Origin of the sequence: Aliicoccus persicus (assembly GCF_900110815.1) — a bacterium.
GTDB classification, from domain to species: Bacteria; Bacillota; Bacilli; order Staphylococcales; family Salinicoccaceae; genus Aliicoccus; species Aliicoccus persicus.
In genome coordinates this window covers 90,019-107,301 of sequence record NZ_FOIT01000002.1, presented here as the reverse complement: position 1 = coordinate 107,301, position 17,283 = coordinate 90,019, and the positions used below count along the sequence as shown (strand labels likewise).

Here is a 17,283-nt window from a genome sequence, read left to right as displayed (position 1 = left end):
TTAATATAATTAAACAAAGAGGTGGTTAATTTGTCTATCGGAGCTCGGATTAAACAGTTGAGAAAAGAACGCAAACTTACTCAAACAGATATAACAGAGGGCTTTTTAACAAAGGGCATGCTCAGCTTAATTGAAAATGATAAGTCAGCTCCTTCTATGGAGACACTTGAACATATCGCGGGTAAGCTGGGTGTATCTGTGTCTTACTTAACTCAAAACGGAGATGAATCATGGACGAAAGAAATGGCTGATTATTTTAGTAGATTTAAAGAGGATTTTCCATTCGAAGAAATTAAAGAGAAGATTGAACCCAATGTAGAACGTATTTTTCCTAACGAAGACGGTATAAAACTGTTGGAAATCCTGAGATACTATTACAGATTTCACCAAAAAAATGATGAGGCGGATGCCCTGCATGAGATGATTTATAAACGTTTTAGTGAACTTGGACTCACACACTTATCTATTCGTGAACTGCTGAACCATTCTATCTCCAAAATGTTTGCACTGGAGTACAATGATGCACTAAAAACATTGGAACATCACAAAGACAGCATATTAAATTTTGCCCGGTATGACAGAAGGATTGAAGTTCAGTATTATTCTATTGCGAGTATACTGTCCAGCGCCGTAGAAGATCATGATCAATTTGTCGACTACTCATTAAAGGTTGAAGCATTATCTTTTGAACAGTTATATTTTCAACATTATTATGATACGATTCGATTTTTAATTCTTTACTATACGTTTAAAGATGAAACAGATAAAAAAATGGAGTATGCCAAAAAGCTGAAAGAATATTTGAAGTTTATACCAAACAACAACAGTAAAGTCGAGTTCATGGATGAAGACGAGTTTTATTATAAGTATTACTTATTGGATTCACCTGATATTCTTGAGACGCGCCTAACAAATTATCAGAAGCGTATAAATACCATTGAAACTTTAGATGAAGACAGCGAATGGCTGCGGAAAACGAAGCAGCAAACTGAGCTTGAATTGTTATATGTTCGAGGGCAATATCAAGATATCATAGATAATTTTGACTTGGATATTTATGACTTCAAGCAGGCAACACACCCAATTGACAGAATCACGAGAGAAGTACGCTCTCTTGTCTATGCACTGTCGTTATATCGCCTCAGGAACATCAATGAAGCAAAACAGGAGATTAAACGCGTTGAAGAATCTTTAGGAGATTTAAGAAACTCACTCTATGCAGAAGAGTATCGTCGCATTAAATCGATGATAGAAGAAGATAACGCTGCAGACATTTAAATTCATATAAATAAGAGCGATGTGTGTTCACATCGCCCTTATTAGTTATTCTTTATTTTTGGTATGATAGCGCTCATGTAACGCTTTTACCTGTTGACTAAATTTTTCGTGGGGGCCTTCCACATCGGCACCGGGTATCATTTCCTGAATAGACTTTACGCTGTAGGAAGCGGGTTCAACACCCAACTCACTCAGCCACTCTGACAACTGTGCCGATGAGCTTACATACACAATTTTTCCAAGACCAACTAATGCATGGGAAGTTGAACACATCGGACAGTGTTCCCCGGATGTATACACAACCGCTTCACGGCGTTCTTCCTCACTCAAATTACGCGCTGCCCACCTGCTGATTGCAAGTTCAGGATGCGCTGTCGGATTTTCTGTGTTGTCACGGTTATGATCTTCAAATAAAATATTTCCAGCCCTATCAACAAGCAACGAGCCAAACGGCTGATTACCACTATTTAGACCATCTTCAGCAAGTTCAACGGCTCTTTTTAAAAATTTCTCATATTCAAGTTCGGCTCTCACCCAATCTTCAATATTTTGTAAAACACGTTGTTCGTTCATTTAGTTTTCCTTTCTGTTGATTCAACGATGGTATGTCTCTGATTACCACATGTGCGTATTGTGTCTTAACACGCACTCCTTGTGATAAGCTTCAAATCATCATAAATAATTTTAGGAAACACGCACTAACGATGATAAGCTTCTAGTTACCACATTGCGTATTGTGTCTTAACACGCACTAACGATGATACGCTTCATTTTTAATAATCTTATTCACTCGGAATAACTGTTCCAGCAAAAACACTTTCATCATCTGATGGGGGAATGTCAGCTTACCGAAACTGATCTGCTGGTTACTTCTTTGCTTCACAGAATCTCCAATCCCGTTACTTCCACCAATAACAAACACAACATCACTTTTTCCTTGATTCATCCAGCGTTCATATTCTTTAGCAAGTCCCTCACTTGTATACGACGTACCTTCAATCTCCATCGTCGCAACGTGTTGGGTATCTTTTATTTTACTCAAAATTCTTTCTGCTTCTTTATTTTTAACAATCTCTATATCAGCTGAATTCGCATTATTTGGCTCTTTCTCATCGGCTACTTCAATCAAATTCACTTTCGCATAGCCACTCAACCGCTTCTCATATTCTTTTACAGCGGCTATCCAATATTTTTCCTTTAATTTTCCGACGGTGATCAACGTGATTTTCATATTTTTAACCTCTAACAATTCAAACATTTTTTATTAATAATGACTGTAACTTTTATACACATATTTACTCTGTGAAATTTTCAACACAATAAAATTCTCAACAAACTTTCAATATCACCCACACACTTATCAACATTGTCCACAGAGTTATTCACAGTTTCATGACGATAAAACCATGTTTTCTATAGATTTGCACACATTTATCCACGTTATCCACATGTTAACAACTCACATACCATTGTTGAAACTTATTTTTAATTTTCCTTCAATTCTTGAAAAACATCCCAAAATGTCGGGAATGATTTGTTCACAGACTCCGCTTCATTAATCATAATTGGTCCGTCACAAACCGTACCTGCGATCGCCAACATCATTGCCATGCGGTGGTCGTTATAACTTTCTACTTCGACGTTACCCTTTAACGATTTCACCGGGTGCACTTCAATCGACGCCTCATGTTCGATCGTATTAGCACCAAGCTTATTCAATTCAGTGACGGTCGCATTTAAGCGATCACACTCTTTTATGCGCAGACGTCCAACATTGATAATTGTTGTCGGATGATTCGCTAGTGCACATGCGAGTGTAAGTGCAGGAATAACGTCTGGGCAGTTTGAACCATCGAGCGTCACTGCCTCTGTTGTTGTATTTAAAATATTTAAGAAGTTGATTAGTTCTTTATCGCTTTGTTTACTATCTTCTTTTAAACCTTGTAATTCAATGTCGTGACCCAGTTGATTGGCAACAAGGAAAAATGCAGCTTGTGAGTAATCACCTTCGATTGAATACGTCATGCTTTCATACGATTGGTTGCCGGGCACATCGTAATCTTCATAAGTGTTTCTGTTTATTGTGACGTTGAAATCTCTTAGCGTGTCGATAGTCAGATCAATATAGCCCGTTGATTCGAGTGTTGATTCGATGATGATCTTAGAATCTTCTCTGAGCAGTGGCAACGTAAATAACAATCCTGTGATGAACTGTGAACTAATGTTACCTGGCAGTCTGTATTCGCCTGGTTTCAGTTGATTTTCTCGTGAATCAATCATTATTCTTGTCGTTGTAAACTCATGTTTTACATTAGAATCATCCAGCATATTAATAAACGGGGTCATCGGTCTTTGTAGAAGCAACCCATGTCCTGTTAATGTATATTGGCCAGGCATTGAGGCAAGAATCGGTATGATAAAACGTAACGTTGACCCTGATTCTCCACAATCGATTGAGACTGGATCTTCAAAGGATTGTTTCGTTAAATCGATACCATCGATGAATAATGTTGTTTCATCTATTGTAATTGTTGCGCCGATCGCACGCATCGCACCGATCGTTGCATGGATATCCTCTGAGAAAAAGACATTTTCAATTTTACTCGTACCCGTTGCCAAACTCGCACTGATAATTGCACGGTGGTTAACACTTTTTGATGACGGAACTTGAACAGTTCCTGATAGTTTTGTTGGATGAATAGTTTGTTTCATGTTCATGCTCCATTCACAGTTCGTATTTCTTTCATTATACGTGAAGCCAATAAAAAAAGAACCTTAGTTTAATAAGGTTCTAATACTTAAGCATCGATTATTTTTCTGTCTTTCATCGTGACGACACGGTCGGCATATTGAAGCATATCTTCGTCATGTGTCACCATAAGTACTGTAATTTTTCGTGTTTGTGCAATATTTCGAATAATTTCCATTACTTGAGTGGAACGTTTGGAATCAAGACTTGCCGTCACTTCATCTGCAAATAAAACTTCTGGTTCATGAATGAGTGCACGTGCAATAGCGACGCGTTGCTTTTCTCCACCGGATAGGTTGTTCGGATTACTGTCTTTATGTTTCATCATATCAACAGCTTCTAACATTGCATCAATTTTTTCCTCACGTTCCTTTCGGCTCCATTTTCTTCCTGCTGTTTCAATCATAAATGCGAGCTGGTCCTTGACTGATAGGAAAGGGATGAGGTGAGATTGTTGAAAGATAAAACCAAATTGAGACGCTCGGCGCTGTCTCAATTCACTTTCTTTTAAGTTTGTAAGTTCAACACCATCGACCACAATCTTACCGTTCGTTGCATTTTGTAAGCCAGCGATTATCGTGAGTAACGTACTTTTCCCTGAACCTGACACACCATTCAGTGCGGTTATTTCACCTGAGTTAAGTGATAAGTTCACTTGATCGAGTACTTTATCTTCACCTGAGCCAAACTGAAATGACTTCTCCAAATTTTCGATTGTAATCATTTAAGCACCTCCCTGATTGATGGCATACATCGGTTCTACTTTACTAATTTGAATTCCTGATAATGTCGCGCCGATGAATCCGATAATCATGAATACTGCTGAAGTGAACAATGTGACTTCCCATGTTAATTGGAACGGGATAGCATCCGGCATCACCATGACTAGCAGTTGACTAATACCGACTGCAATGCCAAGTGCAATAATTGTGATGAGTATCATCTGTGTCCACATCATTTTAAATAATGTGATGGTTTTTACACCGACTGCTTTTAAAATACCGAATGTCGTGAGCTTTTGAACGTTAATCATATAGAAGAAGATTGCGAACAATAGACCACTGATTGCATAGAGAAAATACGTAATCATGTTGAGCGACATCTGCTCAGATGAAAAGCTCGGTAATGTATTTAAGAATTCGTCGTTTGAATAGGCAGTGAGTCCATCGATTGCTGCCGCTTCATCTTCTACAAAGACGATTTGCGACGCATCTGACTGAACAAGTTCACTGAAATCGTTCGGATGAATAAATGCTGCAGGTGAGTGAGAATATGTTTGTTGCTCAGTGAAACCAGACACAGTGAGATTGTCCGAAATTAATCGTGTAGAAACTTCTTCACCGGACTGAATGCCCTCATCTTGTAGGGATCCGTCTAGTAAAAGTTCGTTTTGTGCTGCTTTTGGGAAAATTTCATGACCTTCTGAAGTCACAAAGACGAGACTGTGCGCTTGCCCGCTACTGTCTTCAACTTCACCCATTTGAATCGACATCAATGTCATATTGTCATGAGCGTCATTTAGATTATTAATCTGTACGTCCGAAATCGCGGAGAAATTGTGTTTATCCTCAGCCGCTTCTTCCATATAAAACGTACCTTCAGGCATGTCGAGAATGAGTGACGCATTATCATACGATAAACCACGCGCAAGACCAGAGATAGCTAATGTCAGGAACGCGATGAGAAGAATTATTATTCCTAAGATTGAGTAACGGAGTTTATTTTTTAAAATTTCTTGAATTGCAATTTTCATATTGAACTCCTTACTATTTACGAGTATCGAGTGTGATCGTTTGGATTAAGAATACTGCATAGCTGACAAGTAAGATAACACCGCCACCGATATATACAGGTAAAGTTGCTGCATTTGGTAAATCGAGTAAGAAGTGTAAGTACATGCCAACGACTAGACCGACGTTTCCGATTATTGCCGTCCATACATGGATTATTGATAGTAACTGATTTTTTGGTGTGAAAACTTTGTAGAATAGGGCGAATACTGAAAGTGCTAGGAAACCAGATACGAGAATATGAGCGTGAATCGGTCGGAACGCATAAGAACCCGCACCCGCCATGTGTGCACCTATTACCGTACCCACTAATCCAAAAATTGCCGCTGTAACTAATAAAACTTTAGAATAATTTCTCATTTGTTGTCCCTCCGTTGTTTTGTGTAAGTTCATATTACAATCCGAATGTGAACTGGATATGAACAAGGGAGTTTTTTAATCTCGTGCTCACTCACGATATTTTTTTGCCTCGAGTGAGCACGAAAACTAAAACTGTGCTCACTCAGGTCGTTTTTTCTGCTCGAGTGAGCATGAAAAGTAAAACCGTGCTCACTCAGGTCATTTTTTCGGCTTGAGTGAGCACGGAATCAAAAAAACGGCTAACTCATCCAAAACAAGTTAGCCATTTAAAATAATATTCTATTTTTTCAATCTCACTCTAAACTCCGCACCCGAATCCGAGCTACTCACCTCAACCGAGCCATCATGCAAGTCGACGATTTGTTTGACGATGGCTAGACCAAGTCCTGAACCTTTTATACCTGGGCTGCGCGATTCATCTGCGCGGTAAAAGCGAGCGAATATCGTATTCAGTTGGTCTTGCGGAATTCCGATGCCGGTATCTTTCACAGTTACCGATACATCTTCTCCTGTATTCTTCAGTGTCACATCAATACTTCCACCATCTACATTATATTTAATGGCATTAGACAGTAGATTATCCCACACCATATTCAACAATGCGGAGTCCCCACGCACAACACTTTCTTCCAAGTCATACGTAATCATGAGTCCTTTTTCTTCAATTCTCCATGTAAAACTTTCAATCAAGGTCTCAAGCTGTGTCTTCACATCGATTTCACTGATTGTCATAAAGTCTTCCTCATAGTCGAGCTTCGTCAAGACGAGCAGTTGATCTGTCAATGTACTGATTCGCAATACTTCTTGATTGATCACATTTAAATAAGCAACGTGCTCTGGGCTTGCATTCTCAATCGCAAGCAACTCACTATAACCCTTAATGTTCGCAAGCGGGGACTGTATATCATGCGAAATATTTGAGATAAACGCCTTTTGCATCGATTGCTGGGTTTCAATTTTCTTTGTCATCGCAACGAAGTTTCGAGAGAGTTGTCCAATTTCATCGCGTCGTTCTGTATTTACATTGGACGTATCATAGTCACCAGATGCGAGTCTCTGCGTTGCCAACTGCAGTTGTGTAATCGGTTGGACTAAAATTTTCGTTCCTACTAATACTAAGATTACACTCAACACAACCATGATGCCGAGTAACCATGCGAACAGTAACTGCAGTTCATGGAACAGCATGGACACATCCGGTCGCACAAAGATTGCATAGTCACCCACGGGTACGCCAATCGTATTGATCGATTCATTTGAAAAAAATCCGGTAACGAATGTTTCACTTGGAAACTCCATAATGCCGTGGAATGTATCGCCAGCCAGTACTTGATCGACTGCATCAATTGGTAAGTTCTCTTCTCTAAAGTTGCTGCCATAGTGGGTCATTTCATAGTCTTCATTCACGACGATTATCTGATAACCGACATCTGCAACGGATTTTAAATAGGCCGACACATCAATGTTCGGATCTGACTCAATATATTCTTTAATACTCTCACTCACTTCAACATTCTTCGCATCGTTTTCATCTTTTAAGAAGTGTTGATAGTAAGCATTTGATAGTAAAAAGGAAATCAAAAAACTCAGTGCCATTATGCCAAGTGTCGTTATCGCAAACTTGCTGTACAGGCTATTCATCTTGCGTAATCTCCAAACTATAGCCGACATTGCGAATTGTCCGAATTTCAAATGTATCATTATCTTTAAATCGACTGCGTAGCCGTTTTACATGTACATCCACCGTTCTGTTGTCACCTTCGAAATCAAATCCCCAAATCTCTTCAATCAATTGCTCTCGACTGAACACCTGATTTGTATGATCCGCAAAGTAGTAAAGGAGTTCGAACTCTTTCAAAGGTAGCTTCAGCGTCTTATTATCAATCTTCACAATATAATCTGTCTTATCTAGCACGATATTTTTCAGCCGGATAAAGTCCTTGTCACTCTTATTTGTCCGTCTCAAAATTGCCTCAATCCGGAACAGCAATTCTTCAAACTCAAACGGCTTTGTTAAATAGTCATCTGCACCACGTGTGAATGCTTCTCTTTTATCGTCAATCTGACTTTTAGCAGTCAGCATAATCACAGGGATATCGTGGTTCTTTTTAATCACTTCCGTCAATGATAATCCATCCATGAAAGGCATCATGATATCTACAATCGCAATATCTATGTCATGAGTCTTTAGTTTTTCAAGCGCTCTACGTCCATCTGTCGCCGTTACAACGTCATCACCATTTTTTTCGAGTTGTCGACTGACAAATGTCAATATATTTTGATCATCATCAACAAGTAGAATTTGCGACATTGTAGATTCACCTCTCTTTTATTAATTTTATGTAAATTTTACCCAAGTTATACACTGTTTTAACGAGTTATCCACAGTACTTTCGCCAAATACAGTGGTTAAAATATTATTAATTTTTACGTTATAGCTGATATATTTCTGTCGGAATGGATTTATCGGTATCACATAGTAAAATATCGTTATTTGTATCGATGTTATAACTATTCAACACTTGCTCAACGTTCATATGTGCAAGTTCTTTTATATTATTCTCCTGTGAGAGGTGTGATAAGTATATCCGCTTCGTGCGTCCTGTAATGACATCGCTCATTGCATGTGCAGCATCTTCATTTGATACGTGACCAACATCGGATAATATACGCTGTTTCGTGTTCCACGGATAACGACACATGCGTAACATATCGACGTCATGGTTACTTTCAAACACAAATACATCGCTATCTTTAATGATGCCTTTCATCTGGTCTGACACATAACCCGTATCTGTGATGATTGATATCTTCTTGTTATTTTGGCTGAACGTATAGAACTGCGGGTCAATCGCATCATGTGAAACATTAAATGATGACACATCCATGCCAAGCAAGTATTTACATTCCAGTGGATTAAAATGGAAGCGCAAGTCTGGATCAATCAATAGATTTTTTTTATCTAACATGTCCCATGTGTTTTTATTTGCATAGATAGGAATCTTATATTTCTTCGCAATCACTTTCAAACCTTTTATATGGTCGATATGTTCATGCGTGATAAAAATCGCATCGATATTAGACAGACTTTCACCAATTTCATTGAGTAACATCTCCATGCGTTTACACGTCAAACCGACGTCAACTAAAACCTTCCCTTGGTCTGATTCGACATATATACTATTTCCTGTTGAGCCACTCGCTAGAACGCTCATCCTCATACCATTCACTCTCTTTCTCTAATTGCCCCGGTTAAACTAATTGCATCGACAACGAACTGTCTTTCGTTACCGACTTCATCAACGACGATCACTTCGTATGCTGGTCGTAACAGCACACGACCTTCTTCAACTGTCACCGTATCATAACCGATTTGTATTAATTCAATGATTGAATTCTCTTCTATAAAACCTCTCGTATACATCGATTCCACGATGCCTTGAGGTGTGATAATCGCATCGACAAACAACGTCTCTACTTCTTCAAAGTTATGCAATAAAGACTGTTCATATGTTTCAACCGTACGATTTTCACCGGTCATTGTCAGCTTTGCAGATGATGCATCAAATATTGGAAATCCATTGTAATACTGTAAAAATACTTGATGCGTCATATCACTCACTGCTTCACTGTAACGGTAGCTCGTACCGTTGAAAATGTTTACTTCTTTATACTCAGCAAGTATTTCTAAATCCATTGAAATATCTTCTGCAGACACATCATAAGTAATCGTATAATTATCATCCGACACGACAAAGTCCGTCTGTGTTGCCGTATTTTCCGCAGTAAACTCATACATTGAAGCGGTCGCCTGTGGTACACCTTCTTCAGGTGCCATGACGATTTGTTCTATTTCAATATTTGCATCTTCTAGTGTAGACTCTGTCGATTGTAAAACGTCTGAATTTTCATCATAATTGCTGTACAAAATATAACCCAGAGTAATGTTGAGCAAAAGGAACACGACGATATAAATATTTACGGTGAGTTTCCAATCCATTAGTTGAGCCCACCTTCCTCATAACGCATCCATTCACCATCATACAAGATGAACCATGAAGGCGTAAATGTCACGAGATTCAGTTCAGACTGTTCTTCTGAAAAGCGCATATTATAGCCCAAAACAAAGTTCGTTACAAACTGCAAACTCAAATCATCACTATTTGCGATATCATAGCGGACGGTCTCAATATTCGGTAATTCAACTGAATCTTGAGATGGAATCTGTGTGCTCATACGCAATTGCATCCGTTGAAACTCATAAATTTCATCGATACCATCACGCACAACAGTCGTATTGTTAATTTCATCACTAAAAACGAGCTTCCCATCGATAGACTCTCTTAATACGAGTTCGCTGTTATCTGAATTATAGTCGAATATAATCGATGCGCTGTTCATCGAACGGTGTGAATTAAGAAAATCAAAGTTTTTTCGAATCGTTACATGATCGTTCATTGATGAAGATTCTTCTTCATGCTTATTTTGATACAGGTAACGGAACGTTTCATTATTGTAATATGTCGCTACCTGGTCATTTTCATACACCGTGATACCATTCTGGTTTGAGCTCGAATAATCATTGTATAAAAACATGACTTGGTTTAACTGTTCAACACTCATCATTGAAGAGATGAACATTTCACGATTCATACTTGCTGGTGCACTCGGACTATAAATCGATGTCAGTCTCGATGCGTTGCTACTATTTGTAATAATACTCGAGAATCTTTCAAACGAGGTCTGTTCTGACGATAAAATATCAATGATAGCCGATGAATTTATCTCGACATTGACAAACGTTGTATTCTGATTACTTTTATCGATGAGATATAACTCTGCCTCATTATCCTGTAAATCGATGATGGCACGGTTTAAGTTACCACGCGGGTCAAAGCCTTCATAATCGATACCATAAGCAGCGAGAAATGTTTTTACTGGGATATCTGTCATAAAATCTAATATTAAAAAGTGCTGGGCATCGATATCGGAGATGACATGATCGACAGACGATAAGTCTGTGTCCATCTGTAATGATTCAACTTCAGATGATGACAACTCTGTATTTAATGCTGTATTCATGGCACTGATATCCTGCGTGCCATTCACTTCATTTCCGTCGATCAAGACATATTGGTACGGTCGAATAATCTGAGAAAATTCGACTTGCTCTCCATATCCTGTATTGGGTAAGGCAGTAAGCGATGTCTCCACTTCAGAGAAGTCTCTCTCATAACGCCAGACGAGTACGGTTAGCACAAGACTCGATATGACAAGTAAGAAAAGGAAGAGGCTTTTTAAAATATTTTTAATCATCCCAATCATCCTCATCAATATTCATAATCGGTAAGTTAATGTAGATGCTTGTCCCTTCTGTCTCAATACTACTTGCCCAAATCTTACCCTCGTGTGCCTCAATAATTTCCTTCGAAATTGCTAAACCTAAACCTGTCCCACCCATTTTACGTGCTCGACCTTTGTCGACGCGGTAGAAGCGGTCAAAGATTCGATTGATTTTACCCGCAGGTATACCGAGACCATTATCTTTAATCTGCAGCGTTAAACGGTTATATAACTTATTTTGTCTGAGTCTAATCTCGACACGCTTATCCGTATTATTCGAATACTTAATTGCGTTAGTAATGACGTTGTCCAATACTTGCATCATTTTATCTAGCGCAATTTCTGTGAATATTGCTTCATCTGGAAAAGTGCGGATAAACGTTACGGTATCTTTATGTGACATTTCAAATCGATCGACGATGCGATTTAAGAATGAATTGAAGTCAACAAGTTCACGCGATATTTCCTCCGCATCATTATCCATGCGCGAAAGCTGAAGTAAATCTTCAACGAGTCGACTCATACGATCCGTTTCATCTCTTGTCACACCGAGAAACTTCGTCGCAAGTACTTCATCCTTATATGCACCATCTTGCAGCGCTTCAATGTAACTCTTCATACTCGTCAGTGGTGTACGCAACTCATGCGAAACATTCGCAACGAATTCACGGCGCTCATTATCCACTTTTTCCTGCTCCGTCACATCGTGCAGCACAGCGATATAACCATTGATGAAACCCGTATCTTTAACGATTGCTGAGAATGAAATCCGGATACTAGAGAAACGCGAATCCTCTGCTAATCCCGTCACAGTACGCTCAGATATTTCTTTTTTAATATCTTCAAGATCCATTTCTTCATTTAGGTTGAGCAATGTCATCAAGTCTTGGTTATACACTTCTTCTTCCGTTTTACCAAGCATGTACATCGCCATGGCGTTCACAACGCGCACACGACCACGACGGTCTGTCGCTAGTACCCCATCTGACATGTGGGTGATGACTGAGTCCAAACGGTTCTTCTCACTCTCTGTGTTTGCCTGTGCCTCTTGCACACGCTTGCTCAGTATATTAAACCCTTCCGCCAGTTCACCAATCTCATCTTTACTGTATACTTTAACGCGCGACGTATAGTCACCTTCACTCATTTGCAGTGCTTGGTTTCTCATATCCATAATCGGCTTCGTAATCGTACGCGCAATAAAGAAACCGAGCAATACTGTAATAACTAAAGCGATCCCGGTCGCGATGATGAAAATATTATTAATTTGATCAAGCTGTATGAATATTGCTTCGATATGAGAAGCGATATAAATAACACCGACAAGAGACCCGTCAACATAGACCGGTTGATTCAAAATCCATACGCGTTGATTATTGCTCTCCACATTTAAATAGATCTCTTCATTTTGCGTTCCCGTCTGCAGTGCCTCAGCCGTTGTCGGCATCGAAACACGTGTGTTGACGAGTGATTCATTCGATAAAGAGCTCGTCGCGAGTAGAATATTGTCGACATTGACGAAGCGAATCTCGTTAATCTCTGTCCGGTTGCTATAATCTCTGAGTACGACAGATAGCTCATCTTGGAGCGTGTCTACATCTTCCTCGTATTCTTCGTACAAACTTTGTATACGACTTTGAATTGTCGTCGCTTGCGCAGAAATATTGTCTTTAAAGTTCTCCGTCAGCTGACGTTCAAGCGTATTGGTGAAGAATAAGCCGATAATTTGCATACCAATGACAATGAGCAGGACATAGATCAAGACGATTTTTATCTGTAATGATTGTAGGTTTTTAAAAAACTGTTTCATCTATCAATGCCCCTTACTTAAGCATCACCTGGGACATAATAACCAACACCTCGACGTGTTAATATATACTCGGGTGAGGATGGGTCCGTTTCAATCTTTTCACGTAAACGACGAATCGTTACGTCGACCGTACGCACATCACCGAAGTAATCATAACCCCAAACTACTTCTAATAAATGTTCACGTGTTAACACTTGTGATAAGTTTTGCGCTAAATAATAGAACAATTCAAATTCACGATGTGTTAAGTCTACTACTTCATTATTTTTCTTAATGATGTATTGTTCAGGCATGATTGTGATCTCATTAATTTCGATATTTTTAGATTTCGTTTCCTCAACATCTTTCGTCGCATGTGTACGTCGAACATTCGCTTTCACACGTGCGATCAGTTCACGTGTAGAAAACGGCTTTGTCACGTAATCATCCGCACCGAGTTCGAGACCGAGCACTTTATCGATTTCGGAATCTTTTGCAGTTAACATAATGATTGGCATATCATGTTTTTTACGTACTTCACGACATACTTCCATACCGTCCATACCTGGTAACATAATATCAAGTAACACTAAATCCGGTACGATTTCTAATATAAGATCTAACGCCTCATTTCCACTATAGGCAACATGAACTTCAAAACCTTCTTTTTGCAAGTTGTATTCTATAATATCTGCAATTGGTTTTTCATCGTCAACAACGACAATTTTCTTGGCCATGATAGACCTCCATTCCAACAATTCTTTTTTTAGGATCACTATAAATGTAACATTTTTAGCGGTTTACTTCCATCAAGTGCCATTGTGATGGGATTTGTGTGGATAGACGCACACATAAAAAAGCTTGGAATCCTTTTGCTAAGGTTTCCAAGCTCATGTTATAAAGCGGTCCCGACGGGAATCGAACCCGCGATCTCCTGCGTGACAGGCAGGCATGTTAACCGCTACACCACGGGACCATTATGTTAGATTATAAAATTTTAAAAAAGTGACCCCTACGGGATTCGAACCCGTGTTACCGCCGTGAAAGGGCGGTGTCTTAACCGCTTGACCAAGGGGCCATATCTTCAATTGATTTTTATCAGAACAAAAATAATTATAACATTAACACAACACAGAATGCAATATTATTTTACAAAAAAATATTCCGCTTCACATATTTTTCAACATGAAACGGAATACAAATGAATTAATCAAATGATTTTAATAAGTTTGTTTGGTTACGATCTGGACCAACTGAGAAAATTGAGATTGGTACGCCGCATAATCGTTCGATCTCTTCTAAATAATTGCGAGCATTGTCTGGTAATTCATCTAATGTTTTTACATTTGTAATGTCTTCGTCCCAACCCGGTAATTCAACGAACACCGGCTCTGCGCGCTTAAGTTCTGCAAGCGTCGCAGGGTATTCAGTCACTTCTTTACCATCGATTTTGTATGATGTACAAATCTTGACCGTTTTTAATCCGCTCAATACATCGATACTGTTTAATGATAAGTCCGTAATCCCGCTGACACGACGCGCGTGACGCACAACAACACTATCGAACCAACCGATGCGGCGTGGACGACCTGTGGTCGTTCCATATTCGCGACCGATCTCACGGATGTGATCGCCATTCTCGTCAAATAATTCTGTTGGGAATGGACCATCACCAACGCGTGATGTATATGCCTTAGATACACCGACGACATGTTTAACGAATGTCGGGCCAACACCACAGCCGACTGTAACGTTACCAGCGACAGGGTTTGAACTTGTAACAAATGGATATGTACCATGATCGATATCGAGCATTACCCCTTGTGCACCTTCAAACAATACCGATTCATTATTGACGAGTGCATCGTCTAGCACTTTAGCAGTATCCGTTACGTATGGACGCAAACGGTCTGCAGCAGCTATATAATCATCATAAATTTCATCAAATGATAAACCACCATGGTCATACAACGCTTTGAACAACTTGTTCTTTGCATCTAAGTTTTGCTTTAATTTTTCTTTAAATGTTTCGTTATCAATAAAATCTCCGACACGAATACCTGAACGCGCTGCCTTATCGACATAACATGGACCGATACCGCGCTTCGTCGTACCGATTTTATCGTCTCCACGCGCTTCTTCTTCCAGTTCATCTAAAAGGATGTGGTAGGGCAAAATCACCTGTGCACGGTTTGAAATTCGTAAGTTATCGACCGGAATACCGCGCGCAATTAAACCGTCTAATTCTTTGATTAAAGAGAGTGGATCTAATACGACACCATTACCGATGACCGATAATTTGTCTTTGTAAAAGATACCAGATGGAATGAGGTGTAGCTTATACGTTTCTCCATCAAATTGAATCGTATGTCCCGCATTATTACCGCCTGAAAAACGAGCAATGACATGCGCGTTCTTACTCAAGAAATCCGTAATTTTACCTTTACCTTCATCGCCCCATTGGGTACCGACTACAACTATGCCTGTCATATAAATCCTCCATAACTTTACTTTTTTTACCGCTAATTATTCTACCAGTTTCAAATGTAAAAATCAATTAAAAGACGAACATTTTCAGAGAATCGCTCAAAAAATGTTCGTTAAATTTCTCGATCAAAGTTTTCTTGGTCTAAGAATTTACTATATTTTTTGTTAAATATTAATTTTGCTGTGCCTGTCGGACCGTTACGATGCTTTGCAATCAGCAGTTCGACTTCACTCGTATCCAGTTGTGACGCATCGCCTTCTTCACCTTCGCCACGGTTATAATAATCATCGCGGTATAGGAACGACACGATATCCGCATCTTGCTCAATCGAACCTGATTCACGCAAGTCACTCATCATCGGACGTTTATCTTGTCTGGACTCAACACCACGTGAGAGCTGTGATAATGCGATAACAGGCGCACCAATTTCACGTGCAAGCCCCTTTAACATACGTGAAATTTCAGAAACTTCTTGCTGACGGTTTTCATTGCGACGTGTCGAAGAACCTTGGATGAGCTGCAAGTAGTCAATGATAATCATATCCAAATGCTTTTCCTGCTGTTTCAAGCGCACACATTTCGAGCGAATTTCATTGATTCGAATACCCGGCGTATCATCGATAAAAATTCTCGAGCGCGATAATTCACGAATTGCCATCTGGAACTTCGCCCAATCATCGCGGTCGAATCCACCTGCACGCAATTTCGATGCATCGATATTTCCTTTTGATGCAATCATTCGTGAGACAAGCTGCTCAGCACCCATCTCAAGCGAGAAGACAGCGACGTTATAATTTTGGTCACTCGATCCGACATGCTCTGCAATATTCAGTGCAAATGCTGTTTTACCCATCGATGGACGGGCCGCTAAAATAATTAAGTCATTGCGACCAAAACCACTCGTCATGCTGTCAATTGCGCGGTATCCACTCGGAATACCTGTTACTTCGCCCTTGGTTTTGTTAATCTCTTCCGCATGCTGATACAGTTCAGGAAGAATGGTATCCATCCTTCTGAAATCATTTTTGCTCGTCGCTTGAGACACACGCATGACGGATGACTCTGCATCCGTTAGCACATCTTCCAGTTCAACTGATGCATTTTTACTATTTTCAATAATCATCTCTGCCGTATCGATCAGTGTACGACGTGTGCTGTGCTCTTTAACGATTGCGACGTAATCTGGATAGTTTCGAATTGTCGGTGTCGCATCCATGATTTCAATAAGTAAACCCGGATCAACAAATTGTAATTTTTGATCTTCTTGCAACTGGTCCACAACCGTTGTTGCATCAACTGGTTTATTGTTCTCATTCAACCTTAAAATCGCACCATAAATCTCCTTGAAACGCTGATCAAAGAAATCATCCGGTTCAAGTGGCACGACATCGCTATACAGTAACTGTTCATTCATGAGCAGTGCGCCAAGGACAGACATTTCAGCTTGCAAATCATGTGGCAATTGCTGATTCGGTTGCATGGACAC

Annotated in this window: 16 protein-coding genes and 2 tRNA genes; 1 reads left to right on the top strand and 17 read right to left on the bottom strand. The window is 39.6% G+C overall.

The window, feature by feature from the left end:
- Nucleotides 1-30: 30 nt before the first annotated feature.
- Complete coding sequence (locus tag BMW30_RS04150; protein ID WP_180366208.1) at nucleotides 31-1,278, top strand: helix-turn-helix domain-containing protein; 1,248 nt, start codon at nucleotides 31-33, stop codon at nucleotides 1,276-1,278.
- Nucleotides 1,279-1,323: 45 nt separating this feature from the next.
- On the opposite strand, the gene BMW30_RS04145 is transcribed toward BMW30_RS04150, so the two are convergent.
- From BMW30_RS04145 to dnaB, 17 genes are all read right to left on the bottom strand, one after another.
- Nucleotides 1,324-1,851 carry a nucleoside deaminase gene (locus tag BMW30_RS04145; RefSeq protein ID WP_091474192.1) on the bottom strand — a complete coding sequence of 176 codons (528 nt, stop codon included), beginning with the start codon at nucleotides 1,849-1,851 and terminating at the stop codon, nucleotides 1,324-1,326.
- A gap of 178 nt (nucleotides 1,852-2,029) precedes the next feature.
- Nucleotides 2,030-2,509, bottom strand: coding sequence for a 23S rRNA (pseudouridine(1915)-N(3))-methyltransferase RlmH (gene rlmH, locus BMW30_RS04140; protein ID WP_091474190.1), 480 nt, complete (start codon nucleotides 2,507-2,509; stop codon nucleotides 2,030-2,032).
- 254 nt (nucleotides 2,510-2,763) lie between these two features.
- A complete protein-coding gene (gene aroA, locus BMW30_RS04135; protein WP_219314694.1) occupies nucleotides 2,764-3,990 on the bottom strand; it encodes a 3-phosphoshikimate 1-carboxyvinyltransferase in 1,227 nt (408 codons plus the stop codon).
- Nucleotides 3,991-4,076: 86 nt separating this feature from the next.
- Complete coding sequence (locus BMW30_RS04130; protein ID WP_091474187.1) at nucleotides 4,077-4,751, bottom strand: ABC transporter ATP-binding protein; 675 nt, start codon at nucleotides 4,749-4,751, stop codon at nucleotides 4,077-4,079.
- Nucleotides 4,752-5,780, bottom strand: a complete 1,029-nt coding sequence (locus BMW30_RS04125) for an ABC transporter permease (RefSeq protein ID WP_091474185.1) — start codon at nucleotides 5,778-5,780, stop codon at nucleotides 4,752-4,754.
- Between the two features lie 13 nt (nucleotides 5,781-5,793).
- Nucleotides 5,794-6,177 (bottom strand): hypothetical protein, encoded by a 384-nt coding sequence (locus tag BMW30_RS04120; protein ID WP_091474184.1) that lies wholly within the window; start codon nucleotides 6,175-6,177, stop codon nucleotides 5,794-5,796.
- 279 nt (nucleotides 6,178-6,456) lie between these two features.
- Nucleotides 6,457-7,818 carry a sensor histidine kinase gene (locus tag BMW30_RS04115; protein ID WP_180366207.1) on the bottom strand — a complete coding sequence of 454 codons (1,362 nt, stop codon included), beginning with the start codon at nucleotides 7,816-7,818 and terminating at the stop codon, nucleotides 6,457-6,459.
- Complete coding sequence (locus BMW30_RS04110) at nucleotides 7,811-8,488, bottom strand: response regulator transcription factor (RefSeq protein WP_091474179.1); 678 nt, start codon at nucleotides 8,486-8,488, stop codon at nucleotides 7,811-7,813. Before BMW30_RS04110 ends, BMW30_RS04115 begins: the two co-directional genes overlap by 8 nt.
- Nucleotides 8,489-8,609: 121 nt before the next feature.
- On the bottom strand, nucleotides 8,610-9,398 hold the full coding sequence (locus BMW30_RS04105) for an MBL fold metallo-hydrolase (protein ID WP_377910507.1): 789 nt from the start codon (nucleotides 9,396-9,398) through the stop codon (nucleotides 8,610-8,612).
- Between the two features lie 5 nt (nucleotides 9,399-9,403).
- Complete coding sequence (yycI, locus tag BMW30_RS04100) at nucleotides 9,404-10,177, bottom strand: two-component system regulatory protein YycI (protein ID WP_091474178.1); 774 nt, start codon at nucleotides 10,175-10,177, stop codon at nucleotides 9,404-9,406.
- Nucleotides 10,177-11,493, bottom strand: coding sequence for a YycH family regulatory protein (locus BMW30_RS04095; RefSeq protein WP_180366206.1), 1,317 nt, complete (start codon nucleotides 11,491-11,493; stop codon nucleotides 10,177-10,179). Before BMW30_RS04095 ends, yycI begins: the two co-directional genes overlap by 1 nt.
- Complete coding sequence (walK, locus tag BMW30_RS04090) at nucleotides 11,486-13,330, bottom strand: cell wall metabolism sensor histidine kinase WalK (RefSeq protein WP_091474176.1); 1,845 nt, start codon at nucleotides 13,328-13,330, stop codon at nucleotides 11,486-11,488. The genes BMW30_RS04095 and walK overlap by 8 nt, the downstream gene beginning before the upstream one ends.
- A 17-nt stretch (nucleotides 13,331-13,347) precedes the next feature.
- Nucleotides 13,348-14,046, bottom strand: a complete 699-nt coding sequence (gene yycF / locus BMW30_RS04085; protein ID WP_091474175.1) for a response regulator YycF — start codon at nucleotides 14,044-14,046, stop codon at nucleotides 13,348-13,350.
- Nucleotides 14,047-14,212: 166 nt separating this feature from the next.
- Nucleotides 14,213-14,285 (bottom strand) — tRNA-Asp (locus BMW30_RS04080).
- Nucleotides 14,286-14,315: 30 nt separating this feature from the next.
- Nucleotides 14,316-14,387 (bottom strand) — tRNA-Glu (locus tag BMW30_RS04075).
- A 128-nt stretch (nucleotides 14,388-14,515) separates the two neighbouring features.
- Nucleotides 14,516-15,799 (bottom strand): adenylosuccinate synthase, encoded by a 1,284-nt coding sequence (locus tag BMW30_RS04070; RefSeq protein WP_091474174.1) that lies wholly within the window; start codon nucleotides 15,797-15,799, stop codon nucleotides 14,516-14,518.
- A 110-nt stretch (nucleotides 15,800-15,909) separates the two neighbouring features.
- On the bottom strand, nucleotides 15,910-17,277 hold the full coding sequence (gene dnaB / locus BMW30_RS04065; protein ID WP_091474173.1) for a replicative DNA helicase: 1,368 nt from the start codon (nucleotides 17,275-17,277) through the stop codon (nucleotides 15,910-15,912).
- Nucleotides 17,278-17,283 lie beyond the last annotated feature (6 nt).

Excerpts from the sequence above, each read along its gene's own strand:
- yycI (WP_091474178.1), bottom strand. The coding sequence starts at position 10,177 with ATGGATTGGAAACTCACCGTAAATATTTATATCGTCGTGTTCCTTTTG.
- BMW30_RS04105 (WP_377910507.1), bottom strand. The coding sequence starts at position 9,398 with ATGAGGATGAGCGTTCTAGCGAGTGGCTCAACAGGAAATAGTATATAT.
- BMW30_RS04070 (WP_091474174.1), bottom strand. The coding sequence starts at position 15,799 with ATGACAGGCATAGTTGTAGTCGGTACCCAATGGGGCGATGAAGGTAAA.
- aroA (WP_219314694.1), bottom strand. The coding sequence starts at position 3,990 with ATGAAACAAACTATTCATCCAACAAAACTATCAGGAACTGTTCAAGTT.
- dnaB (WP_091474173.1), bottom strand. The coding sequence starts at position 17,277 with ATGCAACCGAATCAGCAATTGCCACATGATTTGCAAGCTGAAATGTCT.
- walK (WP_091474176.1), bottom strand. The coding sequence starts at position 13,330 with ATGAAACAGTTTTTTAAAAACCTACAATCATTACAGATAAAAATCGTC.
- BMW30_RS04125 (WP_091474185.1), bottom strand. The coding sequence starts at position 5,780 with ATGAAAATTGCAATTCAAGAAATTTTAAAAAATAAACTCCGTTACTCA.
- rlmH (WP_091474190.1), bottom strand. The coding sequence starts at position 2,509 with ATGAAAATCACGTTGATCACCGTCGGAAAATTAAAGGAAAAATATTGG.
- BMW30_RS04110 (WP_091474179.1), bottom strand. The coding sequence starts at position 8,488 with ATGTCGCAAATTCTACTTGTTGATGATGATCAAAATATATTGACATTT.
- yycF (WP_091474175.1), bottom strand. The coding sequence starts at position 14,046 with ATGGCCAAGAAAATTGTCGTTGTTGACGATGAAAAACCAATTGCAGAT.
- BMW30_RS04095 (WP_180366206.1), bottom strand. The coding sequence starts at position 11,493 with ATGATTAAAAATATTTTAAAAAGCCTCTTCCTTTTCTTACTTGTCATA.
- BMW30_RS04115 (WP_180366207.1), bottom strand. The coding sequence starts at position 7,818 with ATGAATAGCCTGTACAGCAAGTTTGCGATAACGACACTTGGCATAATG.
- BMW30_RS04145 (WP_091474192.1), bottom strand. The coding sequence starts at position 1,851 with ATGAACGAACAACGTGTTTTACAAAATATTGAAGATTGGGTGAGAGCC.
- BMW30_RS04120 (WP_091474184.1), bottom strand. The coding sequence starts at position 6,177 with ATGAGAAATTATTCTAAAGTTTTATTAGTTACAGCGGCAATTTTTGGA.
- BMW30_RS04130 (WP_091474187.1), bottom strand. The coding sequence starts at position 4,751 with ATGATTACAATCGAAAATTTGGAGAAGTCATTTCAGTTTGGCTCAGGT.